General features: G+C 63.6%; 13 protein-coding genes. 8 read left to right on the top strand and 5 right to left on the bottom strand.

Annotated elements, in window-relative coordinates; genetic code table 11:
* Positions 1–107: 107 nt before the first annotated feature.
* Together AVAK2825_RS16940 and AVAK2825_RS16935 are read right to left on the bottom strand one after the other, a co-directional pair.
* A complete protein-coding gene (locus AVAK2825_RS16940) occupies positions 108–1,517 on the bottom strand; it encodes a sigma-54-dependent transcriptional regulator (protein WP_284401024.1) in 1,410 nt (469 codons plus the stop codon).
* An 83-nt stretch (positions 1,518–1,600) separates the two neighbouring features.
* Complete coding sequence (locus tag AVAK2825_RS16935) at positions 1,601–2,752, bottom strand: sensor histidine kinase (protein ID WP_284401022.1); 1,152 nt, start codon at positions 2,750–2,752, stop codon at positions 1,601–1,603.
* A 283-nt stretch (positions 2,753–3,035) separates the two neighbouring features.
* On the opposite strand from AVAK2825_RS16935, the gene rpoN reads away from it, so the two are divergent.
* The 4 genes from rpoN to AVAK2825_RS16915 all read left to right on the top strand — a co-directional run bounded on the left by rpoN (position 3,036) and on the right by AVAK2825_RS16915 (position 5,894).
* Positions 3,036–4,406, top strand: a complete 1,371-nt coding sequence (rpoN, locus tag AVAK2825_RS16930; RefSeq protein ID WP_284401020.1) for an RNA polymerase factor sigma-54 — start codon at positions 3,036–3,038, stop codon at positions 4,404–4,406.
* A gap of 51 nt (positions 4,407–4,457) precedes the next feature.
* Positions 4,458–4,736, top strand: a complete 279-nt coding sequence (locus AVAK2825_RS16925; protein ID WP_272568929.1) for a hypothetical protein — start codon at positions 4,458–4,460, stop codon at positions 4,734–4,736.
* A gap of 118 nt (positions 4,737–4,854) precedes the next feature.
* Complete coding sequence (locus AVAK2825_RS16920) at positions 4,855–5,166, top strand: KGG domain-containing protein (protein WP_284401018.1); 312 nt, start codon at positions 4,855–4,857, stop codon at positions 5,164–5,166.
* A 278-nt stretch (positions 5,167–5,444) separates the two neighbouring features.
* Entirely contained in the window at positions 5,445–5,894 is a 450-nt protein-coding gene (locus AVAK2825_RS16915) for a hypothetical protein (protein WP_284401015.1), read from the top strand.
* Positions 5,895–5,939: 45 nt separating this feature from the next.
* Here the strand turns inward: AVAK2825_RS16915 and AVAK2825_RS16910 are convergent, their stop codons facing one another.
* The 3 genes from AVAK2825_RS16910 to AVAK2825_RS16900 all read right to left on the bottom strand — a co-directional run bounded on the left by AVAK2825_RS16910 (position 5,940) and on the right by AVAK2825_RS16900 (position 9,790).
* Positions 5,940–7,403 carry an iron-containing redox enzyme family protein gene (locus tag AVAK2825_RS16910; RefSeq protein WP_284401013.1) on the bottom strand — a complete coding sequence of 488 codons (1,464 nt, stop codon included), beginning with the start codon at positions 7,401–7,403 and terminating at the stop codon, positions 5,940–5,942.
* 93 nt (positions 7,404–7,496) lie between these two features.
* Positions 7,497–8,822, bottom strand: a complete 1,326-nt coding sequence (locus tag AVAK2825_RS16905; protein ID WP_284401011.1) for a phosphoribosylamine--glycine ligase — start codon at positions 8,820–8,822, stop codon at positions 7,497–7,499.
* Positions 8,819–9,790, bottom strand: coding sequence for a methyltransferase (locus tag AVAK2825_RS16900; protein WP_284401009.1), 972 nt, complete (start codon positions 9,788–9,790; stop codon positions 8,819–8,821). The genes AVAK2825_RS16905 and AVAK2825_RS16900 overlap by 4 nt, the downstream gene beginning before the upstream one ends.
* A gap of 343 nt (positions 9,791–10,133) precedes the next feature.
* Between AVAK2825_RS16900 and carA the strand changes: the two genes are divergently transcribed.
* From carA to AVAK2825_RS16880, 4 genes are all read left to right on the top strand, one after another.
* The gene (carA, locus tag AVAK2825_RS16895; protein ID WP_284401007.1) at positions 10,134–11,297 is read left to right on the top strand and encodes a glutamine-hydrolyzing carbamoyl-phosphate synthase small subunit; all 1,164 of its coding nucleotides are present in this window, start codon (positions 10,134–10,136) and stop codon (positions 11,295–11,297) included.
* Positions 11,297–14,542 (top strand): carbamoyl-phosphate synthase large subunit, encoded by a 3,246-nt coding sequence (gene carB / locus AVAK2825_RS16890; RefSeq protein WP_284401005.1) that lies wholly within the window; start codon positions 11,297–11,299, stop codon positions 14,540–14,542. The genes carA and carB overlap by 1 nt, the downstream gene beginning before the upstream one ends.
* Before the next feature lie 185 nt (positions 14,543–14,727).
* Positions 14,728–15,204: a transcription elongation factor GreA gene (gene greA, locus AVAK2825_RS16885; protein ID WP_272568938.1), complete on the top strand. Its 477-nt coding sequence runs from the start codon at positions 14,728–14,730 to the stop codon at positions 15,202–15,204.
* A 15-nt stretch (positions 15,205–15,219) separates the two neighbouring features.
* Positions 15,220–15,627 (top strand): DUF4149 domain-containing protein, encoded by a 408-nt coding sequence (locus AVAK2825_RS16880; protein WP_284401003.1) that lies wholly within the window; start codon positions 15,220–15,222, stop codon positions 15,625–15,627.
* Positions 15,628–15,641 lie beyond the last annotated feature (14 nt).

The following is a 15,641-nucleotide window of genomic DNA, read 5'->3' as shown; positions in this document are numbered from 1 at the left end:
AGGCCTTGGCAACGAACCGCTTCGGCGCACCTCCGCAGGCCCAGGGCCCGCGTGAAGGGCAGTGCCTGCGATTGCACGGGGCCGCGACAACGCCACTGTGCGCCTGGTCAAGCGCCGGCGCCGTATTCCTTCAGCCGGTTGTACAGCGTCTTCATGCTGATGCCCAGCATGGCGGCAGTCTGCTCGCGCCGTTGCCCGCAGTGGGCGAAGGTGGCCAGGATCAGTGCCCGCTCTACTTCCGCCAGGGAACTGCCCAGCGGCAGGCGCAGTTCGGTGGGGGTGGCAGCGCCGGTGGCTGGCGGTGCCACCTCCGGCTGCTGCGGCGCAAGCGGCTGGATCGGAAGCTGCGGCTGCGAAGGCACGAGGTCGCGGGGCAGCCAGCGCTCGGTGACCGGCCCTTCCTGCGTCATCACGAAGGCGCGCTGCAGCACGTTGCGCAATTCGCGCACATTGCCGGGCCATCGGTACTCCGCCAGGCGATCCAGGGCGGCAGTGGTCAGCGTTTTGCGCCCGCCCTCGCGCGCAGCGATGTCGTCCAGAAAGTGCTGGGCCAGAAGGGGCAGGTCTTCCAGCCGGTCCCGCAGGGGCGGCAGGTGAAGGGGGAACACGTTGAGGCGGTAAAGCAGGTCTTCCCGCAACGCGCCATCGACCACGGCCTGGGCCAACTCGCGATTGCTGGCGGCCACGATGCGCACATCGGTGTGCCGCGCTTCGGTGGACCCGACGCGCATGAAGGTGCCGGTCTCCAGCACCCGCAAGAGCTTGACCTGCAGCTCCAGCGGCATCTCGGTGATTTCGTCCAGGAAGAGGGTGCCGCCATTGGCACGCTCGAAAAACCCCAGGTGCTGCCGGTCCGCCCCCGTGAAACTGCCCCGCTCGTGGCCGAAGACTTCGCTCTCGATCAGCTGGGGCGAGATCGCGCCGCAGTTCAACGCCAGAAAAGGCCCGTCGCGCCGCCGGCTGAGGTCATGGAGGGAGCGGGCAACCAATTCCTTGCCGGAGCCGCTCTCTCCTGTCACGAACACCGAAACCGACGTGCCGGCCACGCAGGCGATCTGCTCGTACACCTCGCGCATGATGGACGACCGGCCCAGCAGGTGGCCGAAGCGGCCGGTCGATTCCCACTGCAGGCGCATGTCCTGGATCTCGGCCAGCAGGGTGGAAGGAGAGCGTGCACGGGACAGCACGGCATTGAGCCGCCGCGTGTCCACCGGCTTGATGAGGTAGTCCGCGGCGCCCAGGCGAAGGGCCTGGATCGAGGTATCCAGGCTGGCGTGGCCGGTGATCAGCACCACCTCCGAATAGGAGAGCAACTCGGCCTCCTCGCACAGGGAAAGGCCATTGCCGTCTGGCAACTGCAGGTCGAGCAGCACGATGTCGGGGCGCTGCAGGGCGATCTGGCGGCGCGCATCCCGGAGCGAAGAGGCCGTGGCTGCCGTGAATCCGCCAGTGTGCAACAAGCTCGCCAGCATGCGCGCGGAGTCGGCATCGTCTTCAACTACCAGGGCATGGGCCATGCAAAGTCTCCCCGAGTAAGAATTTGAAAAAGAAGAATTATTTGCGGCGATTGTGGTTGCTGGTGTAAACGAACGTACAGCGGTCAGCCGCTTCGGGATTCCAGCGCGTCCGTCAGCACCTGGGGCCAGTCGGCCCAGGCTGCCCATGCGTCGAAGCCTGCGCGCCGTGCGCCGGCCGCGTCCAGTGTCTCTTGCGCGCAGTGCATGGCGGGTGCCACGGCCATCATGCACCCGGCGTAGCCTGCTTCTCGGGCTGCGGTTGCGAGATGGCAAGCCGCTGCAGCCGGCTGGGCGCTTGCCAGCACCAGGTCTGGCAGGTGCTGCAGCAACAGGTCAAGCGTTGGCTGCATCGCTGTGCCTTCCAGCACGAGGTATCCCTGCCGCTCCAGGGTTTGCCCTGCCGCTTGGCGGTCTCGCCCGTCGTGCAGCGCGACCAGCACTTTCTGGCGCCGCAGTCTGGCAGGCGGTGGCGGCGCCTCTGCAAGGCAGGGCAGGGCAAGATAGCGACCGCCTCCATCGGCCGACGGAGCGATGTGCCCTCCATGCAATTGAATGACGTGGTCGGCAAGAAGGTCTGCCAAGGTGGCGGGCGCACCGATGCGCACATCCAGATTCAGGGGGCATGCAGTTCCCGAGGGTCGCCCCATGTCGTCTCTGGGCAGGCCGTGAACTTCCACGCGCACCTCGCCCCCTTGCGTGGACACGGTCAGGTCCATGCGCATTCCCGGCGCTCCCGCTTTGCACGCCCGGCAAAGAAGCTGATCGATCGCCCGGCGCATCAGGCGGGGATCGGCCATGACCCGCAGGCCTGGAGCGATCTGCTGGGTGCAGGCATAGCCCCCGTTGGGCTTCACCAGTGCCTCCCAGGCCTGCCGCGCCAGTTCCGAGAAGTCCAGTGCCACGCGCCGCAGTTCCATGCGACCTTCGCGCGCTGCCAGCACATCCTGCAGATCTTCAAGCAGTGATGACAGATGCCGCGTCTGCCGCGCGGCCACCGCGCATGCTTCGCTCTGTATGGGCATCGGATGGGGGGCGAGCGCGATCACCTCCAGCGCAGCGGACAGGGCGCCCAGCGGGGTGCGCAATTCGTGCCCCACACCAGCCATGGAAAGCCATTGCGGTATCGCAGGAGGGGCTACGGCGGGCGGGAACTGCCCACCTGCGCCATGCCCGCCGGGGACTTCGGCGGATGGGCGAGGCGCTGTCGTCGGAACGGGTGTGGAGGTGTTGTTCATGGTGAGGCAGGGGCGTTCCGCTCGTGATGGTGTTGTCGGGTGCCAAGTGCCGCAGCATGCCGCGTGCCAGTCAATGCCGGTAAGAACCGGGCCATGTAGCGAACCTCTGTCTGAAACCGGCAGGAATTGCGGCAATCTCTACCGGTTGAGCGACATGCCATGCATTGAAGGATAGCGCCGGGTGCTGGTTTTCAAGGCTGGGCAAGCGCTTTCAGCGTAAAGGGTTGCGTGGCATATGCCTTGCTTTGTTGCATGGGATGCGCCCACCATCAACGGACCTTCGATGAGCCAGCTTAGTCTGAATACCTCCGCCGCGCTCACCCAGAATGCTTCGCCCCGCTTGCAGCAAGCCGTGCGCCTGCTGCAGATGTCATCGCAGGATTTTGCGCGTGCGGTGCGGGAGGCTTTGGATAGCAATCCGCTGCTGGAAACCGACGAGGGGGATGCGCAGCAGGACACGCAAGACGCGCCGTTGAGCGATTGGAATCTGTCGTCCGGCAGCAGCCGGATCCAATCTTCCGACAGCGATGGGGAAGGGGCTTGGGAGCGGTCGGCAGCCCCCGTCACATTGCGCGCCCATTTGCATGGGCAACTGGACCTGCTTCGTCTGCCGGAGCGCGATCTTCTTTTGGCAAGGGCGGTCATCGAATCCCTGGACGACGATGGCTACCTGCGCGGCGGAGTCGAAGAGATCGAACAGGCGGTGCACACCATGGCCCTGTCTCCGAAGCCGGACGAACAGGAAATCCGCATGGCGTGGCGCCGGGTCCAGGGACTGGACCCTGCAGGCGTTGCCGCAGTGGACCTTCAGCATTGCCTGTTATTGCAATTGCACACCCTGAAGTGCGGCACCAGCCGGGATCTGGTGCGCCGTGCCATTGAAAGCCACCTGAAAGCCGTGGCCCTGCGCGATCCCACACGGCTGTCCGAGGCGCTGGGAGTGTCGCGCGAGGCTGCGGCAGCGGTTTGCGCGCAGATTCGCACGCTCGATCCCAGTCCTTGTCGAGCCTTCCTGCAAGACGATGTGCCGTTCGCGGTGCCTGACATCGTTGCGGTGAAGGGCGGGCGAGGGTGGCAGATGGTGCTCAACGATGCCGTGATGCCCCGTCTTCGGGTGCATTCCGCCTATGCGCGGATGTTTCAGCAGCGCAAGCGCAATGGTGAAAGTGCGGCGTTGAGCGCCTGCCTGCAGGAAGCGCGTTGGCTGGTGGGCAATGTGGCGCAGCGGTTTGCCACCATCCTGGCGGTGGCGCGAGCCATCGGACGGCATCAGCAGGCGTTTTTCGAGCACGGCCCGCTGGCGCTCAAGCCGCTGAAGCTGCGACAGATTGCGCAGGAGGTGGGGGTGCACGAATCCACCGTGTCCCGTGTCACCAACAACAAGTTCATGGCGACCCCGTTCGGCCTGCATGAGCTCAAGTATTTTTTCTCACGCGGGCTGTCCACGCGCAATGGCACTACCTGTGCGCCCGCGGCCGTCAAGGAACTGGTTTCGGAGTTGATTGCGGCCGAGTCGTCCTCACATGCTTTGTCCGATGCGGCGATTGCCAGCCTGCTGGCGCAGCAAGGGTTTTCGGTCGCTCGGCGCACGGTCACCAAATACCGTCAGGCGCTTCGCATTTCGGCGGCGCCGGAACGGCACAGGAACCTTTGAGCCAACCGCCTCCACCCGGCGGGCGGAGACCCCATTCACCAAAGATCAATCATGGCTTTCGCCTGGGCTTCCATCGACGGATTGACCTTGTTTTCCCGCACCTCGGCGGTAGAAGGCCATTGGTGTGGGCTGGTCGATGTGCTGCAGGGCATGCAACCCCAGATCACGACCGTGGCCTGTGCAGAGGTGCGGGCCAGTGCCGCACAAGCGGATTCCGATGCGATCGACTTGGTGCAGACGCTCTATGCGGGCATTGCCCGTCGCAGACATGCACGGCAAGAGGCTGCGCGTTGGGTGGCGCGGGCGAGCCAGCCGGACACCGCGCGTTAGCCGCGCAAGGGCGCGCGTTCGCAATGGGCATGTCGATTGCCTCTGCCTTGGCAAGCCCGGTTTCATGGCCGGGCCTGGGCCGTTCCCCTCCACGGGAGCACATTGAAGGAGTATCGAAATGGCCAACCAAGGCAATCCATCCGGTAGCAATCGTGGCTTCGCCGCCATGGACGCGGCAAAGCAACGCGAAATCTCAAGCAAGGGTGGGCAGGCAGCGCATCAAAAGGGCACGGCGCATCAGTTCACCTCCGAAGAAGCCCGCGCAGCAGGCGCCAAGAGCCATAGCAGCCGCAGTTCTGCCGTTGCCAAGGCGGTTGAGGCAGCCAGTTCCGAGGGCAGTGCGTCGGGCAGCACTCCCAAAGCAAAACCCAAGGCTGGAACCGGTCAGCAGCAGGTGGCCGGTGGCGATCCAAATCCCCAAAGCCGTTGATTCCAGCGCCTGAACGGGCGTACGCGCAATGTGTCCGTTGCACGCCGCGCGTAGAGCGCATGACAGTGTCCGTTCAGGCCTCCCCCTTTCGCAAATCAAGAAAGCAGCGGTGCGAGCGAGATGCGCCCTCGGTGGGTGCATTGACGCGGACAGTGCTGGCACGCCGATTGCCATAGTGAGTGGTACAGGTGACCTTCCTTCTGCACAGCCTCGGCATTCGTTCCGGTGGCTGATCCAGCATGGGCTGGCGCACCAGAACCCATTCCATGAGGCAATCCATGAGCACCAATTACCCCACTCGGGCCCAACGCCATCGCGGACTCTTTCAGCAGTTTTCTCCGCTCAATCTCGCGCCTGCCTGGGAGCAATACAGCGTTGTCAAAGCACGGGGAGTGCGCACCATCGCCCTTGGCGGGCATACACCCTACAGCGCCTCGGGATGGGTGGTGGAGCAGGCGGTGGGTTGTATTGAACTGATCGGCGCCAAAGTGGCGGGGCTGGGGCAGATGCTTCTGATCGGCTTCACCCTCCGCGAGCAGCCAGCATCCGCTGGCTTTGAAGTCACGGCCACAGACGCCATTGGCACATTGATCTTGCCGGCCCATTGCTTTGCGGCCTATGTGGCGATTGCGGCCGGGCAGAACACGCACTTCCGCATCGGAGGGAACGGGCAGTTGAATGCCATCGGAAGCGACCCTTCATCTCTGCAAGCGCCGTCGCCCGTATGAATTTTTGCGGTCCACCGCCAGCGTGGGAGGGGCCGCTTTACCGGTTCAGGCTGCCCAGCCTTCGCTGATGAAGAGCCGGGTGGCGAACAACCCCGTCGAAGTCCAATGGGTCGCAGGAGACAGCGCGGCGCTGAGGAACTGCCGGCGTTGCTCTCCTTCCAGGGACTGCAACTGCTCTTTGAACTGATGCAGTTCGGGGTCCAATGCAGGCTCCGCACTGCCGATGGGGTTGGCATTAGAGCGGTGACGTGCCAAGGCCCTGAACGAGGGCAGCCTGCGCGTTTGGTTGGCGGAGGCGGGCTGGGCATGGTCCTGGCCGTCGCGACTGTCTTCGCCGCGGATCCAATCGTGGATCACCTGCAATTCATATCCCGTGAAAACACCGAACATCTCCGCGCTTTCCCCTTGAAGCAGGTTCCAGAACCGGCTTTGAGACACCGGCGCTCCCAACTGGATCCAACCGTTGTCCACCAGCGCGTCCAGCATGGCATCGATGTCGCCCTGTGGCCCCAGCCAATCGTTGACGGTGCGACCGCCAATGCGGCAATAGTCGGAATGCATGCCCGCGCCGGCCGGTGCCTTCCGTTGGAAGATTTTCACCACTTCGGTCCTGGCGTCGAACGATGCGATGACCTCCTGGGTACCGCGCCCGGCATCCGCCAGCTTGCTTCCGGCGCGCACACGCTGCCAGAATTGATCGCGGTCTTGCTGCACTTCCAGCATTTGAAGTACAGCCTCGCAGGCCTGCCAGGCATGGCCGCTATCTCCGTTGTCGACCGTGACGTGAAGCGTGAAATAGTAGGGGTCGATCCCGAGCTCGTTGAGCTCGTATGCCGTGATCAGCAGGTGCAGGGGGAGCTGTTCATAACCCAGGTTGAAGCCGATGACCTCCGGCAGGAACTGCTCGGCATTCCATCCCAATGCCAGCTGCACCGCGCCCTGCAAATAGTTCGCATCGTCCAGTTGCAGGCCTTGCTGAAGGCCGTGCCGCCGCATCAATTGGCGATAGAGCGTGACGTGGTTTTTGTGGGCCACGCCGTCTCCGAGTTCTTCCAGGTAGGTCTGGAGCAAAGGCCGCAGCCGTTCGGTCGATGTATGTCGTGCCAACCCGTACAGCCAGGATCCATCCACCAGCTTGGTCGGCGCCACCGATCCCAGAAAGTTCAGCGCATGGGCACGGTTGCGAAAGTAATGGCGCTCGCCGCCTGCACGCCGCCCGTCCAGGTAGGTTTGATAACGCTGCGCCACGGCCTGTGCGTTTTCGCGGGCCCACGCATGCAGGTCCTCGGGTGCTTCGCACAATTCGCCAGGGACGTCTTCGCTTTCGTCCATCAGCCGCTGCAGCCATTGGGCGGCCTGCTGCCGGGCTTGTGGCGTGGGAGAGGGGGTCAGCAGCGCCTCGTACAGGCGGCGATAGGGACCGACTGCATTCTGGCGTTGCGCATCTGCAGCGCGAGGCGTTGGGCTGCCATGCAGATCGACGGATGGATGAATTTTTTGTGCGAGCATCGTTGGCGATGGACTGGAGGAATAGCTGCATGCTGCGGTGCTGCAACGGGGGGCAGAAGCCACCAGATGGCGCGAACCCCGGTCGGCAAGGTCCTACGCCGCCGATGGTCTCGCTTGCAGCCAGCCCCACGAGCGCAACTGCTGCAGCTCGCCCCTGTCTAGCCGCTCGCCGATGTCGTTGCGATACCGCAGATTGGGCACGATCACGTGGCGAACGCAATCCAGGGCGGCCAGGTGGGCGGCGCGCACCGTTGCGCCCACGCCCGTGGCAACGCCCAGGTAGCCGCACGAGCCACTCGCCACGAGCTGCCCCTGGTGCAGCGCCACCTCTGAAAAATGCAGGCTGTCGCGCTGCGACTGCGTCATGGAGGGATTCAAGAAAACCGGCAACCCCTTGGAGAGTTCTTCATACCCGTGCCGGTAGCGGAACGGTGGCACGGCGAGAACCACGCCGCAGGCAAAACCGCTTTTCGTGCCGAAGTCCGACGTGTCGCGGTGCAGCATTCTGCGAAAGATGGTTTCCCATGGATCGTTGTGAAGGGCTTCGCAGATCGCGAACCCCGGATAGCCGAACCGGCAGGTGAACTCGAGAGGCCACAGCCCGCTTTCGTTGGCGATGAGGTTCACGTTGATGTAGCCGCAATAGCCGCCATCACGCAGCAGGGGCGTGAGGGGGCGCAGGACGGTGTCGTACAGGCATGCGCTTTCCCGGTAGCTGACGATGGTGCCCATCTCTCCGGTGAGTTCGCCCAAGTCGCCCGGGAAAAGCCGCTTGTGCTCGAAATCGACACACACGGGCAACAGAAAGTCATGGCCGTTGAAGTATCCGCCGACCCCGATCTCGATCCCATGGATGAACTCCATCAAGATGAAGTCCGGTGCGTCGGCTTGGTCCGCGCGGGCCTTGCCCGCGTGCATGGTCAACAGGGCGCGCACGTCGGCGCCGTCGCCGGACTGGCCGACGTAGTTGCGTGTGCGCTCGCTGGAGGCCCCGTTGAACTTGAGTACATACCTTGCGGGATGGTCATCGAGGAACGTCATCGCTTCGCCATAGTCGGTGAAACGGTGGCAGCCCGCTACCTGCAGTCCTGCGGCCTGCAAGGCACTCTGCCCGAATGCGCGGTCCGCCTCCAGGCGATCGCCGAGGGCACTGCCGCCGATGACCTGAAAGCCTTCGGCGCGCAGCGCATCCTGCAGGTCGCCCTGTGTCGCGGATTCGAAGAGGATCACGCCTTCGTTTCCAGCCGCCTTGATCCATCCCAGTTCGCTTTCCCATCCTTCGACGCGCTGCAGGATGCCCTGGAAGACGTCGTGGCACGCAGGGTCTTCAATCACGACCCGCACCTCGTGGCCGCGGCGCTGGAGGCCACCGTACATGGCCGCCAGATCGTTGTTCTGCCCAATGCCCAGAAATCTCATGCAGCCCGCCTTTGCACCACCACGCCGACGGCCGCGATCCGATCCGCCTCGGCGTAGGGCTGCCCCTGCAACTCCTCTCCAAAGACATCGGGGTCCAGTTCTTCATAGTGGACTGCGAAGTCGTGGGCGGTGGCGTAGGCCATGACGGAGTCGCGGAAAGCGTCGCGTCCTTCGACGATGGTGGAGCCGGTGTAGAGCAGCAGGCGGCCGCCGGGCGTCAAGCGGTCGAGGCTCTCTTTCATGATGCGCTCGGACAGGGCCTCTCCGAACTGGCCACCCCCATGTCGATAGGTGCGGCTCGCGTCGTCCATCAGGTAGGGCGGGTTGGCGACGATGAGATCGAACCTGCCGGCCACATTGGAAAAGAGGTCGCTTTGAACGCACTGCACATTGCGGTAGCCAGCGACGGCCACATTGGCTGTGGCATGCAAAAGCGCGCGGGGATTGATGTCCGCCAGCACGATTTCGCATCCGTTGGGCTTTGCTTGGCAGGCTTTCGCCGCAACAAGGCCTCCCGGCCCGGCGCCGCACCCCATGTCGGCAATGCGTGGGGATCGAGGCAGAGGCTGCATCCGCAACTGATGGCGAATGAAACTGGCAAACCGGTAGGTATCCGGCCCGAAAAACACGGCATCTTCTTGTGCCGTCGGGAAGGGGGAGTGCGCGAAGAGCAGTCCGTCGAGCGAACTGAACCGGACATTGCTCTGCAAAAGGCCGGTTGCTGTGGACTGCAGCCAGCCATCGTTCAGCAAGCATGGGGTGAGATCGGCAGGAAGCCGGTCTTTCGAAAACAGCCGGTTCCATCCGAATGCATCGCGCAGGTTCGACCTTTCAGGGTCGTGCGGCCTCGCGAGCACCCGTTGGTGCGTGAGCGGCGTTACCGTGACGAACCGGTAGCCAGCAGCCGCAAGCCACTGCCCGAGCCGTTGAAGGCTTTGTTCGACAGACCGCGTTGTGGATGCTTTCATCGGGTTTGGCAAGAGGCCGTGCAAACAGGAAGGAGGGGAGCAGGCGGTGAGGGGGCACGCGCGCTGCGGGATGCCAATCGCCGTGATCTTTCAGGAGGCGTTGGCTGCCGCGGTGTAGGACAAAAGAGACTGCTTGGCTCACGATCTTTGGCATCGAGGGACCTGGTTGGCATGGGCTGAATGGGCCGCGGAAGTCGGCAGGCTCTTTCAATGAGGCTACAATTGGAGGCTTTCCCGCAAAAACGTCGCCCGGCAGCAACCAAAGCAATCCCCCAACAAGCAGCAGTCTTCAGGAATTTCTTCCTGCGGACTCCGGGCGACCCGTAACCATTCGGAGAACCCAGTGCTTTTGTCTCTACAGGGATCCTTCCCGCCCGCCATCCTGGCGCTCGCAGACGGCACGGTCTTTATCGGCAATTCGATTGGTGCCACCGGCACCACGGTCGGCGAAGTGGTGTTCAACACCGCGATCACCGGCTACCAGGAAATCCTCACCGACCCGAGCTACTGCCAGCAGATCGTCACCCTGACGTATCCGCACATCGGCAACTACGGTGTCAATACGGAGGACATCGAAGCCGACAAGGTCCATGCCGCAGGCTTGATCATCAAAGACCTGCCGTTGCTGGCCAGCAATTTCCGCAGCACCGAAACTCTCTCGCAGTACCTCGTGCGCGAGAAGACCGTTGCCATCGCCAACATCGACACCCGCAAGCTCACGCGCATCTTGCGCACCCACGGAGCGCAGAACGGCGCCATCGTCGGGCTTGCGGCCGGCGAAGCGGTGACCCAGGCGCGCATCGACGAAGCCCTGGCCGCCGCCAAAGCGGCGCCCAGCATGAAGGGCCTGGATCTGGCCCAGGTGGTGAGCACCTCCGCGGCCTATCCGTGGGACCAGACCGAGTGGAAACTCGGTTCGGGTTACGGCACCCTTGCCGCGCCGCGCTTTCACGTGGTGGCCTACGACTACGGCGTGAAAAAGAACATTCTGCGCATGCTGGCCGAGCGCGGCTGCCGACTCACGGTGGTTCCGGCCAAGACCCCGGCAGCCGAGGTGCTGGCCATGAAGCCCGATGGGGTGTTCCTGTCCAACGGCCCTGGCGATCCGGCGCCGTGCGACTACGCCATCGAAGCCACGCGTCAAATCATCGATGCCGGCGTACCTACCTTCGGCATCTGCCTGGGCCACCAGATCATGGCCCTGGCCAGCGGTGCGAAGACCTTCAAGATGGACAACAGCCACCATGGCGCGAACCATCCCGTGAAGGACCTGGACAACGGCCGTGTCAGCATCACCAGCCAGAACCATGGGTTTGCCGTGGAGATGGAGTCGCTGCCGGCAACCCTGCGCCCCACGCACATCAGCCTGTTCGACGGCACGCTGCAAGGCCTGGAGCGCACGGACAAACCTGCGTTCTGTTTCCAGGGCCACCCCGAGGCCTCGCCCGGCCCGCACGACATCGCCTACCTGTTTGACCGCTTCACCGCGCTGATGGAGAAGAAATAATGCCGAAGCGCACAGACCTCAAATCGATCCTCATCATCGGCGCCGGCCCCATCATCATCGGACAGGCCTGCGAATTCGACTATTCCGGCGTGCAGGCCTGCAAGGCCCTGCGCGAGGAAGGCTACAAAGTCATCCTGATCAACAGCAATCCTGCGACGATCATGACCGACCCGGCCACCGCCGATGTGACCTACATCGAGCCCATCACGTGGCAGACCGTCGAGAAGATCATCGCGAAGGAGCGCCCTGATGCGATCCTGCCGACGATGGGCGGGCAGACGGCGCTCAATTGCGCCCTTGACCTGTGGCGCAATGGTGTGCTGCACAAGTACAAGGTGGAGCTGATCGGCGCCACGCCCGAGGCGATCGACAAGGCGGAAGACCGCCTCAAGTTCAAGGATGCGATGACCCGCATCGGCCTGGGCTCGGCCCGCTCGGGCATCGCCCACAGCATGGACGAAGCGTGGACGGTGCAAAAGACCGTGGGCTTTCCCACGGTGATCCGTCCCAGCTTCACGCTGGGTGGCACCGGCGGCGGCATTGCCTACAACCCTGAAGAGTTCGAGACCATCTGCAAGCGCGGCCTGGAGGCTTCGCCCACCAACGAACTGCTGATCGAAGAATCGCTGCTCGGCTGGAAAGAGTACGAGATGGAAGTGGTTCGCGACAAGGCGGACAACTGCATCATCATCTGCTCGATCGAGAACCTCGATCCGATGGGCGTGCACACGGGCGACTCGATCACGGTGGCGCCTGCGCAAACGCTGACCGACAAGGAATACCAGATCATGCGCAACGCGTCCCTCGCGGTGCTGCGCGAGATCGGCGTGGATACCGGTGGTTCCAACGTGCAGTTCTCGGTGAATCCGAAAGACGGTCGCATGATCGTCATCGAGATGAATCCGCGCGTATCGCGTTCGTCGGCCCTGGCATCGAAGGCCACGGGCTTTCCGATCGCCAAGGTCGCGGCGAAGCTTGCGGTGGGCTACACGCTCGACGAGCTGAAGAACGAGATCACGGGCGGCGCCACGCCCGCGTCGTTCGAGCCCTCGATCGACTACGTGGTCACCAAGATTCCGCGTTTTGCGTTCGAGAAATTCCCCACGGCCGACAGCCGCCTGACCACGCAGATGAAGTCGGTGGGCGAGGTCATGGCCATGGGCCGCACGTTCCAGGAGTCTTTCCAGAAGGCGCTGCGCGGCCTGGAAGTCGGTGTGGACGGCATGAATGAAAAGACGCAGGACCGCGAACTACTGGAAAAGGAACTGGGCGAACCCGGTCCCGAGCGCATCTGGTATGTGGGCGATGCCTTCGCCATGGGCCTTTCGGTCGACGAGGTGCATGACCTCACCAAGATCGACAAATGGTTCCTGGTGCAGATCGAAGAGATCGTGAAGATCGAACTGGATCTGGACAAGCTGACCGATGAAAAGGGGGATGGCGCGCTGGCTGCCATCGACGCCGATACGCTGCGAGCGCTCAAGAAGAAGGGTTTTTCCGATCGCCGTCTGGCCAAACTCCTGAGGACGCAGGAAAAGGCCGTGCGGGAGGCGCGCCGGGCGCTCAACGTGCGCCCTGTCTACAAGCGGGTGGACACCTGTGCCGCCGAGTTCGCCACCAACACGGCTTACATGTACTCGACCTACGAGGACGAGTGCGAAGCCGCGCCCACCACCAACAAGAAGATCATGGTGCTGGGCGGTGGCCCCAACCGCATCGGCCAAGGCATCGAGTTCGACTACTGCTGCGTTCACGCCGCACTCGCCATGCGCGAGGACGGCTATGAAACCATCATGGTCAACTGCAACCCGGAAACGGTTTCGACCGACTACGACACGTCGGACCGGCTGTATTTCGAGCCGCTCACGCTGGAAGACGTGCTGGAAATCGTCGACAAGGAAAAGCCCACGGGCGTGATCGTGCAGTACGGTGGTCAGACGCCCCTGAAGCTGGCGCTCGGCCTGGAAGCCGAGGGCGTGCCGATCATCGGCACCAGCCCGGACATGATCGATGCTGCGGAAGACCGCGAGCGCTTCCAGAAACTGCTCAACGACCTGGGGCTGCGCCAGCCGCCCAATGCCACGGCCCGCACCGAGCCAGAGGCCCTGGAGAAGGCGGCTGCGTTGGGCTACCCACTGGTCGTACGCCCCAGTTATGTGCTGGGTGGCCGTGCCATGGAAATCGTCCACGAACAGCGGGATCTGGAACGCTACATGCGCGAAGCCGTCAAGGTGAGCAACGACTCGCCCGTGCTGCTGGACCGTTTCCTGAACGATGCGATCGAGTGCGATGTGGATTGCCTGCGCGACCCCGAGGGCAAGGTTTTCATCGGGGGCGTGATGGAGCACATCGAGCAAGCCGGCGTGCACAGCGGCGACTCGGCCTGTTCGTTGCCGCCTTACTACCTGAGCAAGGCCACGGTGGATGAACTCAAGCGCCAGACCGCGGCCATGGCCGAAGGCTTGAGCGTGGTGGGTTTGATGAACGTGCAGTTCGCCATTCAGGAAAAGGATGGCAAGGACGTGATCTACGTGCTCGAAGTGAATCCGCGCGCATCCCGCACGGTGCCCTTCGTCAGCAAGGCCACGGGCATCCAGTTGGCCAAGGTGGCGGCCCGCTGCATGGCGGGGCAGTCGCTGGCGAGCCAGGGCATCACGCGGGAAGTCACGCCGCCATATTTCAGCGTGAAGGAGGCGGTGTTCCCCTTCGTCAAGTTCCCGGGTGTGGACACGATCCTCGGCCCGGAGATGAAGTCCACCGGCGAAGTGATGGGGGTGGGCAAGACGTTCGGCGAGGCTTTCGTGAAGAGCCAGCTGGGGGCCGGCACGAAGCTGCCGACGTCCGGCAAGGTGTTCCTCACCGTGAAGAACAGCGACAAGCCGCGTGCGGTGGAAATCGGCCGGCAACTGGTCGCCCTGGGTTTCGACCTGGTGGCGACCAAGGGCACGGCTGCCGCGATCTCGGAGGCCGGCGTGCCGGTGACCGTGGTGAACAAGGTGACCGAAGGCCGTCCGCACATCGTGGACATGATCAAGAACGACGAAATCGTCATGGTCATCAATACGGTGGAAGAGCGGCGCAATGCGATTGCCGACTCCCGCGCGATCCGCACGAGTTCGCTGCAGGCCCGGGTCACCACCTTCACGACCATCTTCGGCGCCGAGGCGGCCGTGGAAGGCATGAAGCATCTGGACCATCTGGACGTTTATTCCGTGCAGGAACTGCACGCGCAATTGACGGCCTGAACGGCACAGTCAGGTTAAGCGTCCGGCCGCCTCAAACGCGGCATAATCGCCACTGACCAGAGACCGCCGCGCGGCAACGCGCGGCGGTTTCCTTTTGGGGCGTCCGTTTGTGCATCCACGGGTGTGCAAGACGCCAGGAGGGCCGCGCGTTGCGCGGCGTCGAATTGAACGTGGAGACTGATTCAATGGCCACCATTCCCATCACCAAGCGCGGCGCTGAAAAGCTCAAGGAAGAGTTGCACCGTCTGAAGACCGTCGAACGCCCTGCGGTGATCAATGCCATCGCCGAGGCGCGTGCCCAGGGCGATTTGAGCGAAAACGCCGAGTACGAGGCCGCCAAGGACCGGCAGGGTTTCATCGAAGGCCGCATCCAGGAAGTCGAGAGCAAGTTGTCTGCTGCGCAGATCATCGACCCCACCGCGCTGGACGCGGGCGGCAAAGTGGTGTTCGGTGCCACGGTGAAGCTGGAAGACGAAGAAAGCGGCGATGCCGTTACCTACCAGATCGTGGGCGAGGACGAGGCCGACCTGAAGCTGGGCCTCATCAATGTGTCCAGCCCCATCGCTCGCGCGCTGATCGGCAAGGAAGAGGGCGATACGGCCGAGGTCCAGGCCCCTGGCGGCCTGCGCCGCTATGAAGTGGTGGGCGTGAGCTACATCTGAGCGAAAGACGCTGCCATGTATGACCGCGTGCCTATTCTGGCCGCCGCATTGTGGTGGGGGAGTTTGTCGGCCATCGGGTTCCTGGCCGTACCGCTCCTGTTCGTGCATTTGCCCACACCGGCGGTGGCCGGCAACATGGCCGCACGCCTTTTCGAGGCACAAACCTTCGTCTCGATCGCTTGCTGTGTGTGCCTTCTTCTGTTGTCCAAGCGAAGGCATGCGGAGACGCAGGAGGACTGGGCCCAGGCCGCGCTGGTCTTCGTGATCGGTGGGCTTTTACTGGCGTTGCTGGTGCAGTACGGCGTATCGCCCCGCATCGTCGCTCGCCAGAATCTAAGGCTGTGGCACAGCGTGGGCACCGTGATGTACGCGTTGCAGTGGGGATGCGCTTTGGCCGTCCTGTGGCGAGCGTCCCGGCGCTGATTTCTCGGCGCAGG

Source organism: Acidovorax sp. SUPP2825, assembly GCF_030158995.1.
Lineage (GTDB): Bacteria > Pseudomonadota > Gammaproteobacteria > Burkholderiales > Burkholderiaceae_C > Paracidovorax.
The sequence above is the reverse complement of the archived record's forward strand: the minus strand, read 5'-3'. Positions and strand labels throughout refer to the sequence as shown.